This is a genomic window from Bacillus sp. Medicinal_06 (genome assembly GCF_056711665.1).
Genome location: NZ_JBWYHD010000010.1, coordinates 150,837 through 166,256, shown reverse-complemented (window position 1 = coordinate 166,256; position 15,420 = coordinate 150,837). Strand labels below are relative to the sequence as shown.

The 15,420-nt window shown below is 38.2% G+C and carries 13 protein-coding genes, 1 rRNA gene and 1 riboswitch; of the genes, 13 read left to right on the top strand and 1 reads right to left on the bottom strand.

What is annotated here, in order from left to right:
• From rrf to purD, 13 genes are all read left to right on the top strand, one after another.
• Positions 1-114, top strand: a 5S ribosomal RNA gene (gene rrf, locus AC1M36_RS21950); the annotation flags it as partial.
• Between the two features lie 555 nt (positions 115-669).
• Positions 670-771, top strand: a riboswitch (purine riboswitch).
• Positions 772-881: 110 nt separating this feature from the next.
• Positions 882-1,367 carry a 5-(carboxyamino)imidazole ribonucleotide mutase gene (gene purE / locus AC1M36_RS21945; RefSeq protein WP_479846191.1) on the top strand — a complete coding sequence of 162 codons (486 nt, stop codon included), beginning with the start codon at positions 882-884 and terminating at the stop codon, positions 1,365-1,367.
• Positions 1,364-2,515 carry a 5-(carboxyamino)imidazole ribonucleotide synthase gene (gene purK / locus AC1M36_RS21940; protein ID WP_479846190.1) on the top strand — a complete coding sequence of 384 codons (1,152 nt, stop codon included), beginning with the start codon at positions 1,364-1,366 and terminating at the stop codon, positions 2,513-2,515. The genes purE and purK overlap by 4 nt, the downstream gene beginning before the upstream one ends.
• The gene (gene purB / locus AC1M36_RS21935; protein ID WP_336454119.1) at positions 2,512-3,813 is read left to right on the top strand and encodes an adenylosuccinate lyase; all 1,302 of its coding nucleotides are present in this window, start codon (positions 2,512-2,514) and stop codon (positions 3,811-3,813) included. The genes purK and purB overlap by 4 nt, the downstream gene beginning before the upstream one ends.
• Positions 3,814-3,907: 94 nt before the next feature.
• Complete coding sequence (purC, locus tag AC1M36_RS21930; RefSeq protein ID WP_336454120.1) at positions 3,908-4,627, top strand: phosphoribosylaminoimidazolesuccinocarboxamide synthase; 720 nt, start codon at positions 3,908-3,910, stop codon at positions 4,625-4,627.
• A complete protein-coding gene (gene purS, locus AC1M36_RS21925; protein WP_000278826.1) occupies positions 4,620-4,874 on the top strand; it encodes a phosphoribosylformylglycinamidine synthase subunit PurS in 255 nt (84 codons plus the stop codon). Before purC ends, purS begins: the two co-directional genes overlap by 8 nt.
• Positions 4,871-5,554 (top strand): phosphoribosylformylglycinamidine synthase subunit PurQ, encoded by a 684-nt coding sequence (gene purQ / locus AC1M36_RS21920; protein WP_336454121.1) that lies wholly within the window; start codon positions 4,871-4,873, stop codon positions 5,552-5,554. Before purS ends, purQ begins: the two co-directional genes overlap by 4 nt.
• Positions 5,538-7,757, top strand: coding sequence for a phosphoribosylformylglycinamidine synthase II (purL, locus tag AC1M36_RS21915; RefSeq protein WP_336454122.1), 2,220 nt, complete (start codon positions 5,538-5,540; stop codon positions 7,755-7,757). Before purQ ends, purL begins: the two co-directional genes overlap by 17 nt.
• Positions 7,742-9,157, top strand: a complete 1,416-nt coding sequence (gene purF, locus AC1M36_RS21910) for an amidophosphoribosyltransferase (RefSeq protein WP_336454123.1) — start codon at positions 7,742-7,744, stop codon at positions 9,155-9,157. Before purL ends, purF begins: the two co-directional genes overlap by 16 nt.
• 99 nt (positions 9,158-9,256) lie before the next feature.
• Positions 9,257-10,297, top strand: a complete 1,041-nt coding sequence (gene purM, locus AC1M36_RS21905) for a phosphoribosylformylglycinamidine cyclo-ligase (protein ID WP_336454124.1) — start codon at positions 9,257-9,259, stop codon at positions 10,295-10,297.
• Complete coding sequence (purN, locus tag AC1M36_RS21900) at positions 10,294-10,881, top strand: phosphoribosylglycinamide formyltransferase (protein WP_336454125.1); 588 nt, start codon at positions 10,294-10,296, stop codon at positions 10,879-10,881. Before purM ends, purN begins: the two co-directional genes overlap by 4 nt.
• Positions 10,882-10,905: 24 nt before the next feature.
• A complete protein-coding gene (gene purH / locus AC1M36_RS21895; protein ID WP_336454126.1) occupies positions 10,906-12,441 on the top strand; it encodes a bifunctional phosphoribosylaminoimidazolecarboxamide formyltransferase/IMP cyclohydrolase in 1,536 nt (511 codons plus the stop codon).
• Between the two features lie 166 nt (positions 12,442-12,607).
• The gene (purD, locus tag AC1M36_RS21890; RefSeq protein WP_479846189.1) at positions 12,608-13,873 is read left to right on the top strand and encodes a phosphoribosylamine--glycine ligase; all 1,266 of its coding nucleotides are present in this window, start codon (positions 12,608-12,610) and stop codon (positions 13,871-13,873) included.
• Positions 13,874-13,955: 82 nt separating this feature from the next.
• Here the strand turns inward: purD and AC1M36_RS21885 are convergent, their stop codons facing one another.
• Positions 13,956-15,362, bottom strand: coding sequence for a sigma-54 interaction domain-containing protein (locus AC1M36_RS21885; RefSeq protein WP_479846188.1), 1,407 nt, complete (start codon positions 15,360-15,362; stop codon positions 13,956-13,958).
• Positions 15,363-15,420 lie beyond the last annotated feature (58 nt).

Below are 15,420 nucleotides of genomic sequence, written 5' to 3'. Positions count from 1 at the left end.
TGGTGATGATGGCAGAGAGGTCACACCCGTTCCCATACCGAACACGGAAGTTAAGCTCTCTAGCGCCGATGGTAGTTGGGACCTTGTCCCTGTGAGAGTAGGACGTCGCCAAGCAAAAACCTAAGTCTTTTTGACTTAGGTTTTTTTGTGGTTTTAAATTCTCTTTTCATACTATTATTCAGGCATAAAGGCATCCTTTAGTTCAAAAACACTTTAATCGGTAGGTTCTTCTATCTCAAAATGAATTACTTCATTATCTTGAATACATACATTGGGAATATTTTATCATTGTGTATTATTCAGTCTCCTGATAAGATTGAACCGTTTAAACAACCTGAAAAGTCCGGTACTGTTTATTCATCAACTAGCTTTTCTCATAGCAATCTTTTTCATACACATTCATATAAGCATAAAGCTCCTAAATAAAAAATATATGCTGAATAATCTTTTTAGCTCCATTGATATAGTACCCTAATGAAACCTTGTAGTTAAAGGGGAATCCTTGTATATCTATATTTTGAATTATTATCCTAATTCCCTTTCATACATGCATATATTTTCACTTCCTCTTTTGAATATAACTAAAACACGAACGTTATCAATAAGTAATAAAAAAACATTCGATTATTTATTGACATTGCTCATGGAATATTGTTAATATAGCCATAGAAACAATATTATATCGCACCTCATATAATCGCGGGGATATGGCCTGCAAGTCTCTACCTAACGACCGTTATTCGTTAGACTATGAGGGAAAGTCACTCGGTATTTTTCTATTCACAAAGGATACGTATGCCTGAGTAGAGCGCTTTCTCTCATAGTAAAAGAGAAAATGTTCTATTTCAGGCTTTTTTTATTTGAATCGGGGGGATTCTAATATGAAATCACTAGTTGGAGTCATAATGGGAAGCGCGTCAGACTGGGAAACAATGAAATATGCTTGTGACATTTTAGATGAATTAAACATTCCGTATGAGAAGAAAGTTGTATCCGCTCATCGGACTCCAGATTATATGTTTGAATATGCAGAAACAGCTCGTGAACGTGGGTTAAAAGTTATTATTGCTGGAGCTGGAGGAGCCGCTCATTTACCAGGAATGGTTGCAGCGAAGACAAATCTTCCTGTAATCGGTGTTCCTGTTCAATCAAAAGCATTAAATGGTTTGGATTCGTTACTGTCTATCGTTCAAATGCCAGGAGGAGTTCCAGTTGCAACTGTTGCGATTGGTCAGGCTGGTTCAACAAATGCAGGACTACTAGCGGCACAAATACTTGGCTCATTTCATGATGATATACATGATGCATTAGAACTGAGACGAGAAGCAATTGAGAAAAATGTGCGTGAAGGTAGTGAACTAATATGACAAGAATCATTTTACCAGGAAAAACAATTGGAATTATTGGCGGTGGCCAGCTTGGAAGAATGATGGCGCTAGCAGCGAAGGAAATGGGTTATAAAATTGCTGTACTAGATCCGACAAAACATTCACCATGTGCACAAGTTGCTGATATTGAAATTGTTGCATCTTATGATGATTTGAAAGCGATTCAGCATTTAGCAGAAATAAGCGATGTTATCACATATGAATTTGAAAATATTGATTATAGATGTTTACAATGGCTTGAAAAACATGCGTATTTACCACAAGGCAGTCAGCTACTATACAAAACACAAAATCGTTTTACAGAGAAAAATGCAATCGTAAAGGCTGGGTTACCAGTAGCACCATATCGACTTGTCCAAAAGCAAGATGATCTTCTTGAAGCGATTCAAGAACTGTCCTTCCCTTGCGTGTTAAAAACAACAACAGGAGGGTATGACGGTAAAGGACAAGTGGTTTTAAGAAGTGAATCAGATGTTGAGAGAGCAAGTGAACTTGCTAGTCAAACTGAATGCATTTTAGAAAAATGGGTGCCATTTGAAAAAGAAATATCAGTGATTGTAACTCGTAGCATAAGTGGTGAAACGAAGGTATTTCCAGTAGCTGAAAATATTCATGTGAATAACATCTTACATGAATCTATCGTACCAGCTCGCATCACAGAAGCACTTTCACAAAAAGGAATTGAATACGCACAGGTACTTGCGGATGAACTGCAGCTTGTGGGAACACTAGCAGTAGAGATGTTTGCTACAGCAGCTGGTGAGATTTATATTAATGAATTAGCACCAAGACCTCACAATTCAGGGCATTATACAATCGATGCATGTGAAATAAGTCAATTCGGGCAACATATTCGAGCAATCTGTAATTTACCTCTAGGAGAAACAAATTTGTTAAAACCAGTTGTCATGGTAAACATTTTAGGCGAACATATAGAAGGGGTCCTTGGACAAGTGAATAGATTAACCGGGTGCTATTTACACTTGTATGGAAAAGAAGAAGCAAAGCCACAGCGTAAAATGGGGCATGTAAATATTTTAAATGAAAATATTGAAGTTGCTTTAAAAAAATCGCAGAGTTTGCATATTTGGGACCATCAAGAACAACTTTTGGAGGGAAAAAGATGATTAGTCGTTATACACGCCCTGAGATGGGTGCGATTTGGACGGAAGAGAACAAATTTAAAGCATGGTTAGAAGTTGAGATTTTAGCTTGTGAAGCATGGGCTGAACTTGGCGATATTCCAAAAGAAGATGTGAAAAAACTTCGCGAGAATGCATCATTTGATATTGATCGTATTTATGAGATTGAGAAAGAAACACGTCATGATGTAGTTGCATTCACTCGTGCAGTATCAGAAACACCAGCATTAGGCGAAGAGCGTAAATGGGTACACTACGGCTTAACATCAACAGACGTAGTGGATACAGCGTTATCTTACATCTTAAAACAAGCAAATGAAATCTTATTAAAAGACTTAGAAAACTTCATTGAGATTTTAGCGAACAAAGCAAAAGAGCATAAATACACAGTGATGATGGGAAGAACACATGGTGTGCATGCGGAACCAACAACATTTGGTTTAAAACTTGGTCTTTGGTATGAAGAAATGAAACGTAACTTAGAGCGTTTCAAGCAAGCAGCTAATACAGTTCGCGTTGGTAAATTATCTGGTGCAGTTGGTACATACGCGAACATTGATCCATTCGTAGAGAAGTATGTTTGTGAAAACTTAGGTTTAGAAGCAGCGCCAATTTCAACACAAACATTACAACGTGATCGTCATGCACATTACATGTCAACACTTGCATTAATTGCAACATCTATTGAAAAGATTGCGGTTGAAATTCGTGGCTTGCAAAAGAGTGAAACACGTGAAGTAGAAGAGGCTTTCGCCAAAGGGCAAAAAGGATCTTCTGCAATGCCGCATAAACGTAATCCAATCGGATCTGAAAATATGACTGGTATGGCTCGCTTAATTCGTGGTTACATGTTAACTGCTTATGAAAATGTTCCATTATGGCACGAACGTGATATTTCTCACTCTTCTGCAGAACGCGTGATCTTACCAGATGCAACGATCGCATTAAACTACATGTTAAATCGCTTTGGTAATATCGTGAAAAACTTAACGGTATTCCCAGAGAATATGAAGCGCAACATGCAAAGAACATACGGCTTAATTTACTCTCAACGCGTAATGCTTACGCTAATCGACAAAGGTATGGTACGTGAAGAAGCTTATGATATCGTACAGCCTAAAGCGATGGAAGCTTGGGAGACACAAGTACAATTTAAAGAGCTTGTAGAAGCAGATGAGCGTATTACAAGCAAATTAACACAAGAAGAAATCAACGAATGCTTCAATTATGAACATCATATGCAACATGTTGATACAATTTTTGAACGTCTTGGATTGAACTAAGCTGATAATTTGATATGGCACAGAGTAGAGGTATTCTGTGCCATTCTTTATAAATAAACTATTCACATTTTTCAAACTACAGGGGGCTTGCGAAATGCAAAAGCTAGAATTGCTGTATGAGGGTAAGGCAAAAAGAATTTATCGTACAGAAGCAGCAGATATGGTTTGGGTAGAGTACAAAGATAGTGCTACTGCTTTCAATGGGGAGAAAAAAGCGACAATTACAGGAAAAGGTCGTCTGAACAATGAGATTACAACTCTTTTATTCAGAAAGTTACAAGAAGTAGGAATCAAAACACATTTTGTTGAGAAGCTGTCAGATACAGAACAACTTGTGAAAAAGGTAAGTATTATTCCATTAGAAGTTGTCACAAGAAACGTAATTGCAGGAAGTCTTTCAAAACGATTAGGAATGGAAGAAGGAACTGCACTTGCAGCACCAATCGTAGAACTTTACTACAAAGATGATGATTTAGGAGATCCGCTTGTAACAGAAGACCATATTCGTGTGTTAAACGTTGCAACGCCAGAGCAAGTAAGTACATTAAGAGAACAAGCTCTACAAATCAATCAAGTATTGATTGAGCACTTCGCAAGCTGTCGTGTAAGATTAGTAGATTTTAAATTAGAGTTTGGATTAACAGAAGAAGGCGAAATCGTATTAGCAGATGAGATTTCACCAGATACTTGTCGTTTATGGGATGAAGAGAGTAATGAGAAATTTGATAAAGATGTATTTCGCCGTGATCTTGGGAATTTAACAGAGGCATATGAAGAAATTTTAAAACGTTTAGGGGGAGCTTCACATGTATAAAGTTAAGGTATATGTAACATTAAGAGAGAGCGTATTAGATCCACAAGGAACAGCGGTGAAAGGTGCTTTGCACAGTCTTTCTTTCACAGAAGTACAAGATGTTCGTATCGGTAAATATATGGAATTAACAATTGATAAATCAGTAACTGATCTGGATAGCAAGGTAAAAGAAATGTGTGAAAAGCTATTAGCGAACGTAGTAATGGAAGATTTCCGTTATGAAGTTGAGGAGGTTGTCGCACAGTGAAATTTGCCGTAATCGTTTTTCCAGGTTCGAACTGTGATGTTGATATGTTTCATGCAATTAAAGATGAGCTTGGCGAAGAGGTAGACTACGTTTGGCATGATGCAGAGAATTTAGATGAATATGATGCGATTCTTTTACCAGGAGGATTCTCTTACGGTGATTACCTTCGCTGCGGTGCCATTTCTCGCTTCGCAAATGCAATGAAGGCAGTACAAAAAGCTGCTGAACAAGGAAAGCCAATTCTAGGTGTATGTAATGGATTCCAGATTTTAGTTGAATCAGGATTGTTACCAGGTGCATTAATGCGAAATAAAAACTTAAAGTTTATGTGCCGTACTGTTCAGTTACGTGTTGAAAATAACGAAACGATGTTTACATCGCAATATGAACAAGGTGCAGTAATTAACATTCCAATTGCACATGGTGAAGGAAATTACTATTGTGATGAAGCAACTCTTAAAGAATTAGAAGAAAAGAATCAAATTGCATTCCGTTACGTAGATAATCCAAACGGAAGCGTTTCAGATATTGCAGGTATTGTAAACGAAAAAGGAAATGTACTTGGCATGATGCCACATCCAGAGCGTGCTGTGAATGAAATTCTTGGCGGCGCTGAAGGTTTAAAAGTCTTTCAATCTATTTTGAAACATTGGAGGGAAACATATGTCGTTAATGCTTGAACCAAATCCAACACAAATTAAAGAAGAACGTATATATGCGGAAATGGGGCTAACAGACGAAGAGTTTGCCATGGTTGAAAAGATTTTAGGACGTTTGCCGAACTACACAGAAACAGGACTATTCTCTGTTATGTGGTCAGAGCATTGTAGTTATAAAAACTCAAAACCAGTTCTTCGCAAATTCCCGACTACAGGAGAGCGCGTTTTACAAGGACCTGGCGAAGGTGCAGGTATTGTAGATATTGGTGATAATCAAGCGGTTGTATTTAAAATGGAAAGTCATAACCACCCTTCGGCAATTGAGCCATATCAAGGTGCAGCAACGGGTGTTGGTGGTATTATTCGCGACGTATTCTCGATGGGAGCTCGTCCAGTAGCATTATTAAACTCACTTCGCTTCGGTGAACTACAATCACCACGCGTAAAATATCTATTTGAAGAAGTAGTTGCAGGGATTGCAGGATACGGTAATTGTATTGGTATTCCAACTGTGGGCGGAGAAGTACAATTTGATCCATGTTATGAAGGAAACCCACTTGTAAACGCAATGTGCGTTGGCTTAATTAATCATGAAGATATTAAAAAAGGGCAAGCACACGGTGCTGGTAACACGGTTATGTACGTAGGTGCTTCAACGGGACGCGATGGTATTCACGGTGCAACTTTCGCATCAGAAGAATTATCTGAGAGTTCAGAAGCGAAACGACCAGCAGTACAAGTAGGCGATCCATTTATGGAGAAACTTCTTATCGAAGCATGTCTAGAGCTAATCCAATCTGATGCTCTTGTTGGAATTCAAGATATGGGAGCGGCAGGTTTAACATCATCTTCTGCGGAAATGGCAAGTAAAGCAGGAATGGGTATTGAAATGTATTTAGATGATGTACCACAACGTGAAACAGGTATGACACCATATGAAATGATGTTATCTGAATCACAGGAACGTATGTTGATTGTGGTGAAAAAAGGCAGAGAGCAAGAAATTGTAGACTTATTTGAGAAGTACGGTTTAGCGGCTGTTACGATGGGGAAAGTAACGGAAGATAAAATGCTTCGCTTATTCCATAAAGGTGAAATGGTAGCAGAAGTACCTGCGGACGCATTAGCAGAAGAAGCACCGGTTTATCATAAACCTTCAAAAGAGGCAGCATATTTTAAAGAGTTCCAAGAAATGGAAATGGAAACACCAAAAGTAGATAACTATAAAGAGACATTACTAGCTTTATTACAACAACCAACGATTGCAAGTAAAGAGTGGGTATATGATCAGTACGATTATCAAGTACGCACAAGCACAGTTGTTACACCAGGGTCAGATGCGGCAGTTGTACGTGTACGTGGCACAGAGAAAGCATTAGCAATGACAACAGACTGTAACTCTCGCTACATTTACTTAGATCCTGAAATGGGCGGTAAAATTGCAGTAGCAGAAGCTGCACGTAATATCGTATGTTCAGGCGGAGAGCCACTTGCAATTACAGATTGCTTGAACTTTGGTAATCCAGAGAAACCAGAAATTTTCTGGCAAATTGAGAAATCAGTAGATGGTATGAGTGAAGCTTGTCGTACACTACAAACCCCAGTTATCGGCGGAAACGTATCAATGTACAACGAACGTAGCGGTGAAGCTGTTTATCCAACACCAACTGTTGGTATGGTAGGTCTTGTTCATGACTTAAAACATGTAACAACACAAGAGTTTAAGGAAGCTGGAGATCTAGTTTATGTAATTGGTGAAACGAAAGCTGAGTTTGGTGGAAGTGAATTACAGAAGATGGTATACGGTAAAATCTTTGGTCAATCACCAAGCATCGACTTAGAAGTAGAATTAAAACGCCAAAAACAATTACTAGAAGCAATTCAAGCGGGACTTGTTCAATCTGCACATGACGTTGCAGAAGGCGGATTGGCAGTTGCAATTTCTGAAAGTGCAATCGGTGCGAAAGGCTTAGGTGCTACTGTGAAATTAGCTGGGGAAGCAACAGCGGCATTATTCGCAGAATCACAATCACGCTTTGTCGTAACAGTAAAACGTGAACAACAAGAAGCATTCGAAAAAGCAGTAGAAGCAATTCAAGTTGGGGAAGTTACAAGTACAAATGAAGTAACAATTCAAAATGAAGAGAACGAAGTATTACTTGTAGCAAATGTTGATGAAATGAGAAAGGCTTGGAAAGGGGCAATCCCATGCTTGCTGAAATAAAGGGGTTAAATGAAGAATGTGGCGTTTTCGGAATTTGGGGGCATGAAAATGCAGCACAAGTTACGTACTACGGCTTGCACAGTTTACAGCACCGTGGGCAAGAAGGCGCAGGCATTGTTGTAAATAATGGGGAGAAAATTGTTGGTCATAAGGGGTTAGGTTTAGTATCAGAAGTGTTTTCAAGAGGTGAGCTAGAAGGCTTAAATGGAAGATCAGCAATTGGACATGTGCGCTATGCAACAGCAGGCGGAAGTGAAGTAGCGAACGTGCAACCATTATTATTCCGTTTCTCTGATCATAGTATGGCATTAGCTCACAACGGAAATTTAATTAATGCAAAAATGCTTCGTCGCGAATTAGAGGCAGAAGGAAGTATTTTTCAAACGAGTTCAGATACAGAGGTACTACTTCATTTAATTAAGCGTAATACAAAAGGTTCACTCATTGAGAGCGTAAAAGATGCGTTGAACAAAGTAAAAGGCGCATTTGCGTATCTTTTACTAACAGGTAATGAAATGATCGTTGCGTTAGATCCGAACGGTTTCCGTCCACTTTCAATCGGAAAAATGGGAGATGCGTACGTTGTAGCATCTGAAACATGTGCTTTTGATGTAGTTGGTGCGACATACATTCGTGATGTTGAACCTGGGGAACTACTTATCATTAATGATAAGGGCATTCAAGTAGATCGTTTTACAAATGATGTGGAACACGCAATTTGTAGTATGGAATACATTTACTTTGCACGTCCAGATTCCAATATTGCTGGTATCAATGTTCATGCAGCACGTAAAAACATGGGGAAAGCTTTAGCAAAGGAAGCTCCTATTGAAGCAGATGTTGTAACGGGTGTACCAGATTCTAGTATTTCGGCAGCGATCGGTTATGCAGAAGCAACTGGCATTCCATATGAATTAGGATTAATTAAAAATCGTTACGTTGGTCGTACCTTTATCCAACCCTCTCAAGAATTGCGTGAGCAAGGGGTAAAAATGAAGCTTTCAGCAGTACGAGGAGTAGTTGAAGGAAAACGCGTTGTAATGATCGATGATTCGATTGTACGAGGAACAACAAGTAAACGTATTGTTCGAATGCTTCGCGAGGCAGGGGCGACAGAAGTGCATGTGAGAATTGCTTCTCCACCACTTAAATATCCTTGTTTCTATGGCATTGATATTCAAACAAGAAAAGAATTAATCGCAGCAAACCACTCTATAGAAGAAATACGTCAAATCATTGGCGCAGATTCTTTAACATTTTTAAGTGAAGATGGTTTAGTAGATGCAATTGGACGCCCATATGAAGGGAAATATGGCGGCTTATGTATGGCGTACTTTAATGGGGATTATCCAACAGCTCTTTATGATTACGAGCAAGAGCTTTTAGAAAGTATGAAATAAAAAAAGTGAGGAGCTTCTACTTTATTTGAAGTAGAAGCTAGCTCTTTTCTAAAGCGCCCGCTTTGGTGGGAGAAATTAAAAGACGAGGTGTAAAAAACGATGGCGAATGCATATAAGCAAGCAGGAGTAGATATTGAAGCTGGATATGAAGCGGTATCTCGCATGAAAAAACACGTACAAACAACAATGAGAAAAGAAGTACTAGGAGGTCTTGGCGGTTTTGGAGGTATGTTTGACCTATCAAAATTTGCATTAGAAGAACCTGTATTAGTATCTGGAACAGACGGTGTAGGTACAAAATTGATGCTCGCTTTCATGATGGATAAACATGACACAATTGGTATTGATGCAGTAGCAATGTGTGTAAATGATATTGTTGTCCAAGGGGCAGAACCGCTTTTCTTCCTTGACTATATTGCTTGCGGTAAAGCAGAACCTAGTAAAATTGAAAACATCGTCAAAGGTATATCAGAAGGTTGTCGCCAAGCTGGCTGTGCGCTAATTGGTGGAGAAACAGCTGAGATGCCAGGTATGTATTCCACTGAAGAGTACGACTTAGCAGGCTTTACGGTTGGTATTGTTGATAAAAAGAAAATTGTAACAGGTCAGTCTATTGAAGAAGGTCATGTGTTAATTGGTTTAGCATCTAGCGGTATTCATAGTAATGGTTATTCTTTAGTGCGCAAAGTGTTATTAGAAGACGGACAGCTATCTTTAGATCGTATACATGGTCGTTTAGAACTACCTCTTGGTGAAGAACTATTAAAGCCAACGAAAATTTATGTCAAACCTATTTTAGAACTATTGAAGAAATATGAAGTGTATGGCATGGCTCATATTACAGGTGGCGGTTTTATTGAAAATATTCCACGTATGTTGCCAGAAGGAATGGGTGCAGAAATTGAACTAGGTTCTTGGCAAATTCAACCGATTTTTAGCTTGCTTCAAGAGGTTGGAAAACTAGAAGAAAAAGAGATGTTCAATATTTTTAACATGGGTATTGGTATGGTAGTGGCAGTAAAAGAAGAAGATGCAAAAGATGTTGTTAAGCTTCTTGCAGAGCAAGGGGAAAAAGCACACATCATTGGGCGCACTGTAAAAGGATCAGGTGTCACTTTTCATGGAGGCACAGAACTATGAGTAGATTGGCAGTTTTTGCCTCAGGAAGCGGCTCTAACTTCCAAGCGCTAATGAATGCAGTGGAAGAAAAAAGATTACAAGCTGATATTAGTTTACTAGTATGTGATCAACCTGAGGCGCGTGTTATCGAACGAGCGCATTATCATCATGTTCCATGCTTTGCTTTTTCAGCGAAAGAATATCAATCAAAAGAAGCGTTTGAAAATGAGATACTAAAAAAACTGCGAGAATACGAGATCGATTGTGTTATTTTAGCGGGATATATGCGTCTTATCGGGCCAACATTATTAGAAGCATATGGCGGAAAAATCATTAATATTCATCCATCATTATTGCCAAGTTTTCCAGGGAAAGATGCTGTCGGTCAAGCGTTAGAGGCAGGAGTGAAAGTAACAGGAGTGACAATTCACTACGTAGATGCAGGGATGGATACAGGACCGATTATTGCACAAGAAGCAGTAAATGTTTCTGACGCGGATACGAGAGAGAGTTTACAAAAGAAAATTCAGCAAGTTGAACATAGATTGTACGTAGATACGGTGAACGAAATCGTTCAATCTATGAAAGAGAAGACTGTTAAATAACATTCAACTAGGGGTGAAGGATAAATGAAAAAGCGTGCATTAGTAAGTGTTTCAGATAAAACAGGTGTTGTAGAGTTTGTTAAAGGGTTACTTGAACAAGGGATTGAAGTTATTTCAACAGGTGGAACGAAAAAATTATTGGAAGAAAATGGATTGCGAGTAATTGGGATTTCTGAAGTAACAGGATTTCCGGAAATTATGGATGGTCGTGTGAAAACATTACATCCAAACATTCATGGTGGTTTACTTGCAGTACGTGATAATGAAACGCATGTAGCGCAGATGAATGAATTAGGCATTCAGCCAATCGACTTTGTTGTTGTAAACTTATACCCATTTAAAGAAACAGTTGCTAAACCTGATGTGACATTTGCTGATGCAATTGAAAATATTGATATCGGTGGTCCAACAATGATTCGTTCAGCTGCGAAAAATCATAAATTTGTATCAGTGATCGTTGATCCAACAGATTATGATGTTGTACTAGCTGAGCTAAAAGAAAACGGTGAAGTTACAGACGAAACAAAACGAAAATTAGCAGCAAAAGTATTCCGCCATACAGCGGCATATGATGCATTAATCTCAAACTATTTAACTGAACAAATGGGAGAAGAAAGCCCAGAAACATTAACAGTAACATTCGAGAAAAAACAAGATTTACGTTACGGTGAAAACCCACATCAAAAAGCAACATTCTATAAAGCGCCGTTTGCAGCAACTTCTTCTGTTGCATATGCAGAACAATTACATGGAAAAGAATTATCTTATAACAATATCAATGATGCAGACGCAGCACTTAGCATTGTAAAAGAATTTACAGAGCCAGCAGTGGTAGCTGTAAAACATATGAACCCATGTGGAGTTGGTGTTGGTACTGATATTCATGAAGCATATACACGTGCTTACGAAGCGGATCCTGTATCAATTTTTGGAGGCATTATTGCGGCCAATCGTGAAATTGATAAAGCTACGGCTGAAAAGTTACATGAAATCTTCTTAGAAATTATTATCGCACCTTCTTTCTCACAAGAAGCTTTAGAAGTGTTGCAAAGTAAGAAAAATTTACGTCTGTTAACTGTAAATATTGAAAAAGCAGCAAATGCAAGTAAAAAATTAACTTCTGTACAAGGTGGCCTTTTAGTTCAGGAAGAAGATACACTAGCACTAGATGAAGATGCAATTACAGTTCCAACAAAGCGTGAACCAACGGAGCAAGAATGGGCCGATTTAAAACTAGCTTGGAAAGTTGTTAAACACGTAAAATCAAATGCGATTGTTTTAGCAAAAGATAACATGACAATTGGTGTTGGTGCTGGACAAATGAACCGCGTTGGCTCGGCGAAAATTGCCATCTCGCAAGCTGCTGACAAAGCGCAAGGTAGTGCCTTAGCATCTGATGCATTTTTCCCAATGCCAGATACAGTAGAAGAGGCTGCTAAAGCAGGTATTACAGCAATCATTCAACCTGGTGGATCTATCCGCGATGAAGATTCTATTAAAAAAGCTGATGAATATGGTATTACTATGGTGTTCACTGGCGTACGTCATTTCAAACATTAATAGAGATATACAAGCACATGAAATTTTATCGGCGCAAATTCAAATATATCGACCGTTTCTCATGATATATCGGCGTTTCGACATGGGATATCGACTTATCTACAAAATACGACACGGAAAATAGGCTTGCTCCTATTTTCCGTTTTAATAAAGTGGAGGATAAAATATGAATGTTTTAGTAATCGGCCGCGGTGGGCGCGAGCATGCTTTAGCTTGGAAGTTTGCCCAGTCTGAGCAAGTGGAGAAGGTGTATGTAGCACCGGGCAATGAAGGTATGAGAGATATGGCAATGCCAGTTGATATTGATGAAAATGATTTTGATGCACTTGTTTTGTTTGCGAAAGAAAACAATATCGGCTTAACATTCGTTGGTCCAGAAATTCCTCTTATGAATGGAATTGTTGACCGTTTTGAAGCAGAAGGACTTCGCGTTTTTGGACCGAATAAAGCAGCTGCTGTAATTGAAGGAAGTAAAGCTTTTACAAAAGAATTGATGAAGAAATACGATATTCCAACGGCAGCATATGAAACGTTCACAGACTATGAGGAAGCGGTAGCATACATTCAAAAAGTTGGTGCACCTATTGTTATTAAAGCGGACGGTTTAGCAGCTGGAAAAGGTGTAACAGTAGCAATGACGTTAGAAGAAGCGCTCGAAGCTGTAAAAGAAATGCTGCAAGATGTAAAATTCGGTGAAGCGAGTAAAAAGGTTGTTATTGAAGAATTTTTAGATGGACAGGAATTCTCTTTAATGGCATTCGTAAATGGAACAACTGTTTATCCGATGGTAATTGCACAAGATCATAAACGTGCTTTTGACGGTGATAAAGGACCGAATACAGGAGGAATGGGTGCATATTCTCCTGTACCGCAAATTCCCGAATCAGCAGTTAGCGAAGCAATTGAGACAATTTTACATCCAACTGCCAAGGCAATGATTCAAGAAGGACGTTCATTTACAGGTATTTTATACGCGGGACTTATTTTAACAAACGAAGGGCCGAAAGTAATTGAATTCAATGCTCGTTTTGGTGATCCAGAAACAGAGGTTGTATTACCTCGTTTAGAAAGTGATTTAGTCGACGTATGTAATTACGTATTAGATGGGAAAGAGTTAACACTTAAGTGGTCAGAGGAAGCAGTTATTGGTGTCGTACTTGCTTCAAAAGGATACCCAGAAGCATATGAAAAAGGTGCTGTGATTCGCGGGTTAGATATGTTAGAAGATGCAATTGTCTTTCACGCAGGTACAGCTATGAAACATGGAGATTTTGTAACAAACGGTGGTCGTGTGCTATTTGTTGCTTGTAAAGCAAAAGACTTACAAGAAGCGAAGGATAAAGTATATAAAGAGATAGAAAAAATCGAGAGCGATGGTTTATTTTATCGAAATGATATAGGATATCGTGCAATTGCAAAGGTAGATTTTTAGAAGCTAACATGTTTTATGTTAGCTTCTTTTTTTGTTTAGTAGTTTATATGAAAAAAGCAAGCTCTAATAATAAAAGTATATATTATCTAGTTGGCTCAGATATTCCGAGTTTCTCCATTTTTCTGTATAGTGTTCGCACACTTACTCCTAAAGCGGCGGCGGCTTGTTTTTTTCCTTCATAATCATAACCATAATCATGAAGTTTTTGAATAATACTCTCTTTTTCAGCCTCTTGTAATGCACCATGTTGTTTTGTAGTTGAATGCAGTAAATCCGAATTATTTTGAAGAAATGCTGGTAGTGATGATTCAGTTAATTGGCCACTTTTCTCCATATTCATGCTATATTCTAAAACATTCTCTAGTTCACGAATGTTCCCGGGCCAGTGATATTGTTTTAATCTTGCTAGGAACTCATCGGTATAAGTTTGAATGAATTTTCCTGTTCTTGTTTGTAATTTTTCAATTAAGAAGGGAACGAGTTTCTTTAAGTCTTCTTTCCGTTCGCGGAGTGGTGGTAAATGGATTGGAATAACATTGAGTCTGTAGTAAAGATCTGGACGAAATTGTTTAGATTCTATTAATTTTTCTAATGGTTGATTAGATGCAGCAATTATTCGGACATTCACTTTTTTAGGAAGCGTTCCACCAATTCTTTGTACAACACCATCTTGCAGTACTTTCAATAGTTTTGGTTGTAAATAGAGAGGGAGATCGGCAATTTCATCTAAAAATAGCGTTCCTCGATCAGCCATTTCAAAGTAACCCGGTTTTCCTTTTTTCCTTGCTCCCGTAAATGCACCTTCCTCATAGCCAAAGAGTTCACTCTCGAATAAAGATTCAGGAATACTAGCGCAATTTATTTCAATGAAATCTCCCCTTTGGAACATGCTTTGTTCATGAATCAGTTTTGCCATTAAGCTTTTCCCTGTCCCTGTTTCTCCTGTAATAACGATAGAGGAAGTACTACTTTTCATATTTTTTAAGATTTCTTTTATGTTTTGTAATGTATAGCTATTTCCAAGGATATATTCAGTTTGTTTTAATTTTGTCCCTACTCTGGCAGGAGAGTAGTTCGTTTCATGGATAATATCGGTAATAATTTCTTTTAATTTTTCCATCCAATAGATAAAATATTTTTGCTGATCGAGCAATTTCTGTTGCTTATCTTTTGAAAAACTAACAAATGAAAGATAGCCATAGTGACGTTCATTTTGAATCATATTTTGTATGATTTCTGCAGTTGATGGACAACTCTTTTGAAAGTGACAACCATGACACATATTCATATGACCGGGTTTATGTACAAAGGTAATGGGATGTTCGTATAGTTTCTGGAAAAAGGGAAGGTATACACGCTCTCCTTTTTTCTTTTTATATTCTTCCGTTGAAGCAATTAATAGCCCTTCGTGGTTAAAATAAGCAATTTCTATTTGTAATAGTTCAGCAAAGGTATGAATAATTTTTGTAATTGCTGTGATTGTAGACAAGTTAGCCCCCCTTTCTATTATATAACTATTGTATGATAATTCGGAAAAATACAAAAGT

Bases quoted from the DNA above. Each gene is read 5' to 3' on its own strand.
- purH (WP_336454126.1), top strand. From the start codon at position 10,906: ATGAAAAAGCGTGCATTAGTAAGTGTTTCAGATAAAACAGGTGTTGTA.
- purE (WP_479846191.1), top strand. From the start codon at position 882: ATGAAATCACTAGTTGGAGTCATAATGGGAAGCGCGTCAGACTGGGAA.
- purL (WP_336454122.1), top strand. From the start codon at position 5,538: ATGTCGTTAATGCTTGAACCAAATCCAACACAAATTAAAGAAGAACGT.
- purC (WP_336454120.1), top strand. From the start codon at position 3,908: ATGCAAAAGCTAGAATTGCTGTATGAGGGTAAGGCAAAAAGAATTTAT.
- purK (WP_479846190.1), top strand. From the start codon at position 1,364: ATGACAAGAATCATTTTACCAGGAAAAACAATTGGAATTATTGGCGGT.
- purN (WP_336454125.1), top strand. From the start codon at position 10,294: ATGAGTAGATTGGCAGTTTTTGCCTCAGGAAGCGGCTCTAACTTCCAA.
- purS (WP_000278826.1), top strand. From the start codon at position 4,620: ATGTATAAAGTTAAGGTATATGTAACATTAAGAGAGAGCGTATTAGAT.
- purF (WP_336454123.1), top strand. From the start codon at position 7,742: ATGCTTGCTGAAATAAAGGGGTTAAATGAAGAATGTGGCGTTTTCGGA.
- purD (WP_479846189.1), top strand. From the start codon at position 12,608: ATGAATGTTTTAGTAATCGGCCGCGGTGGGCGCGAGCATGCTTTAGCT.
- purB (WP_336454119.1), top strand. From the start codon at position 2,512: ATGATTAGTCGTTATACACGCCCTGAGATGGGTGCGATTTGGACGGAA.
- purM (WP_336454124.1), top strand. From the start codon at position 9,257: ATGGCGAATGCATATAAGCAAGCAGGAGTAGATATTGAAGCTGGATAT.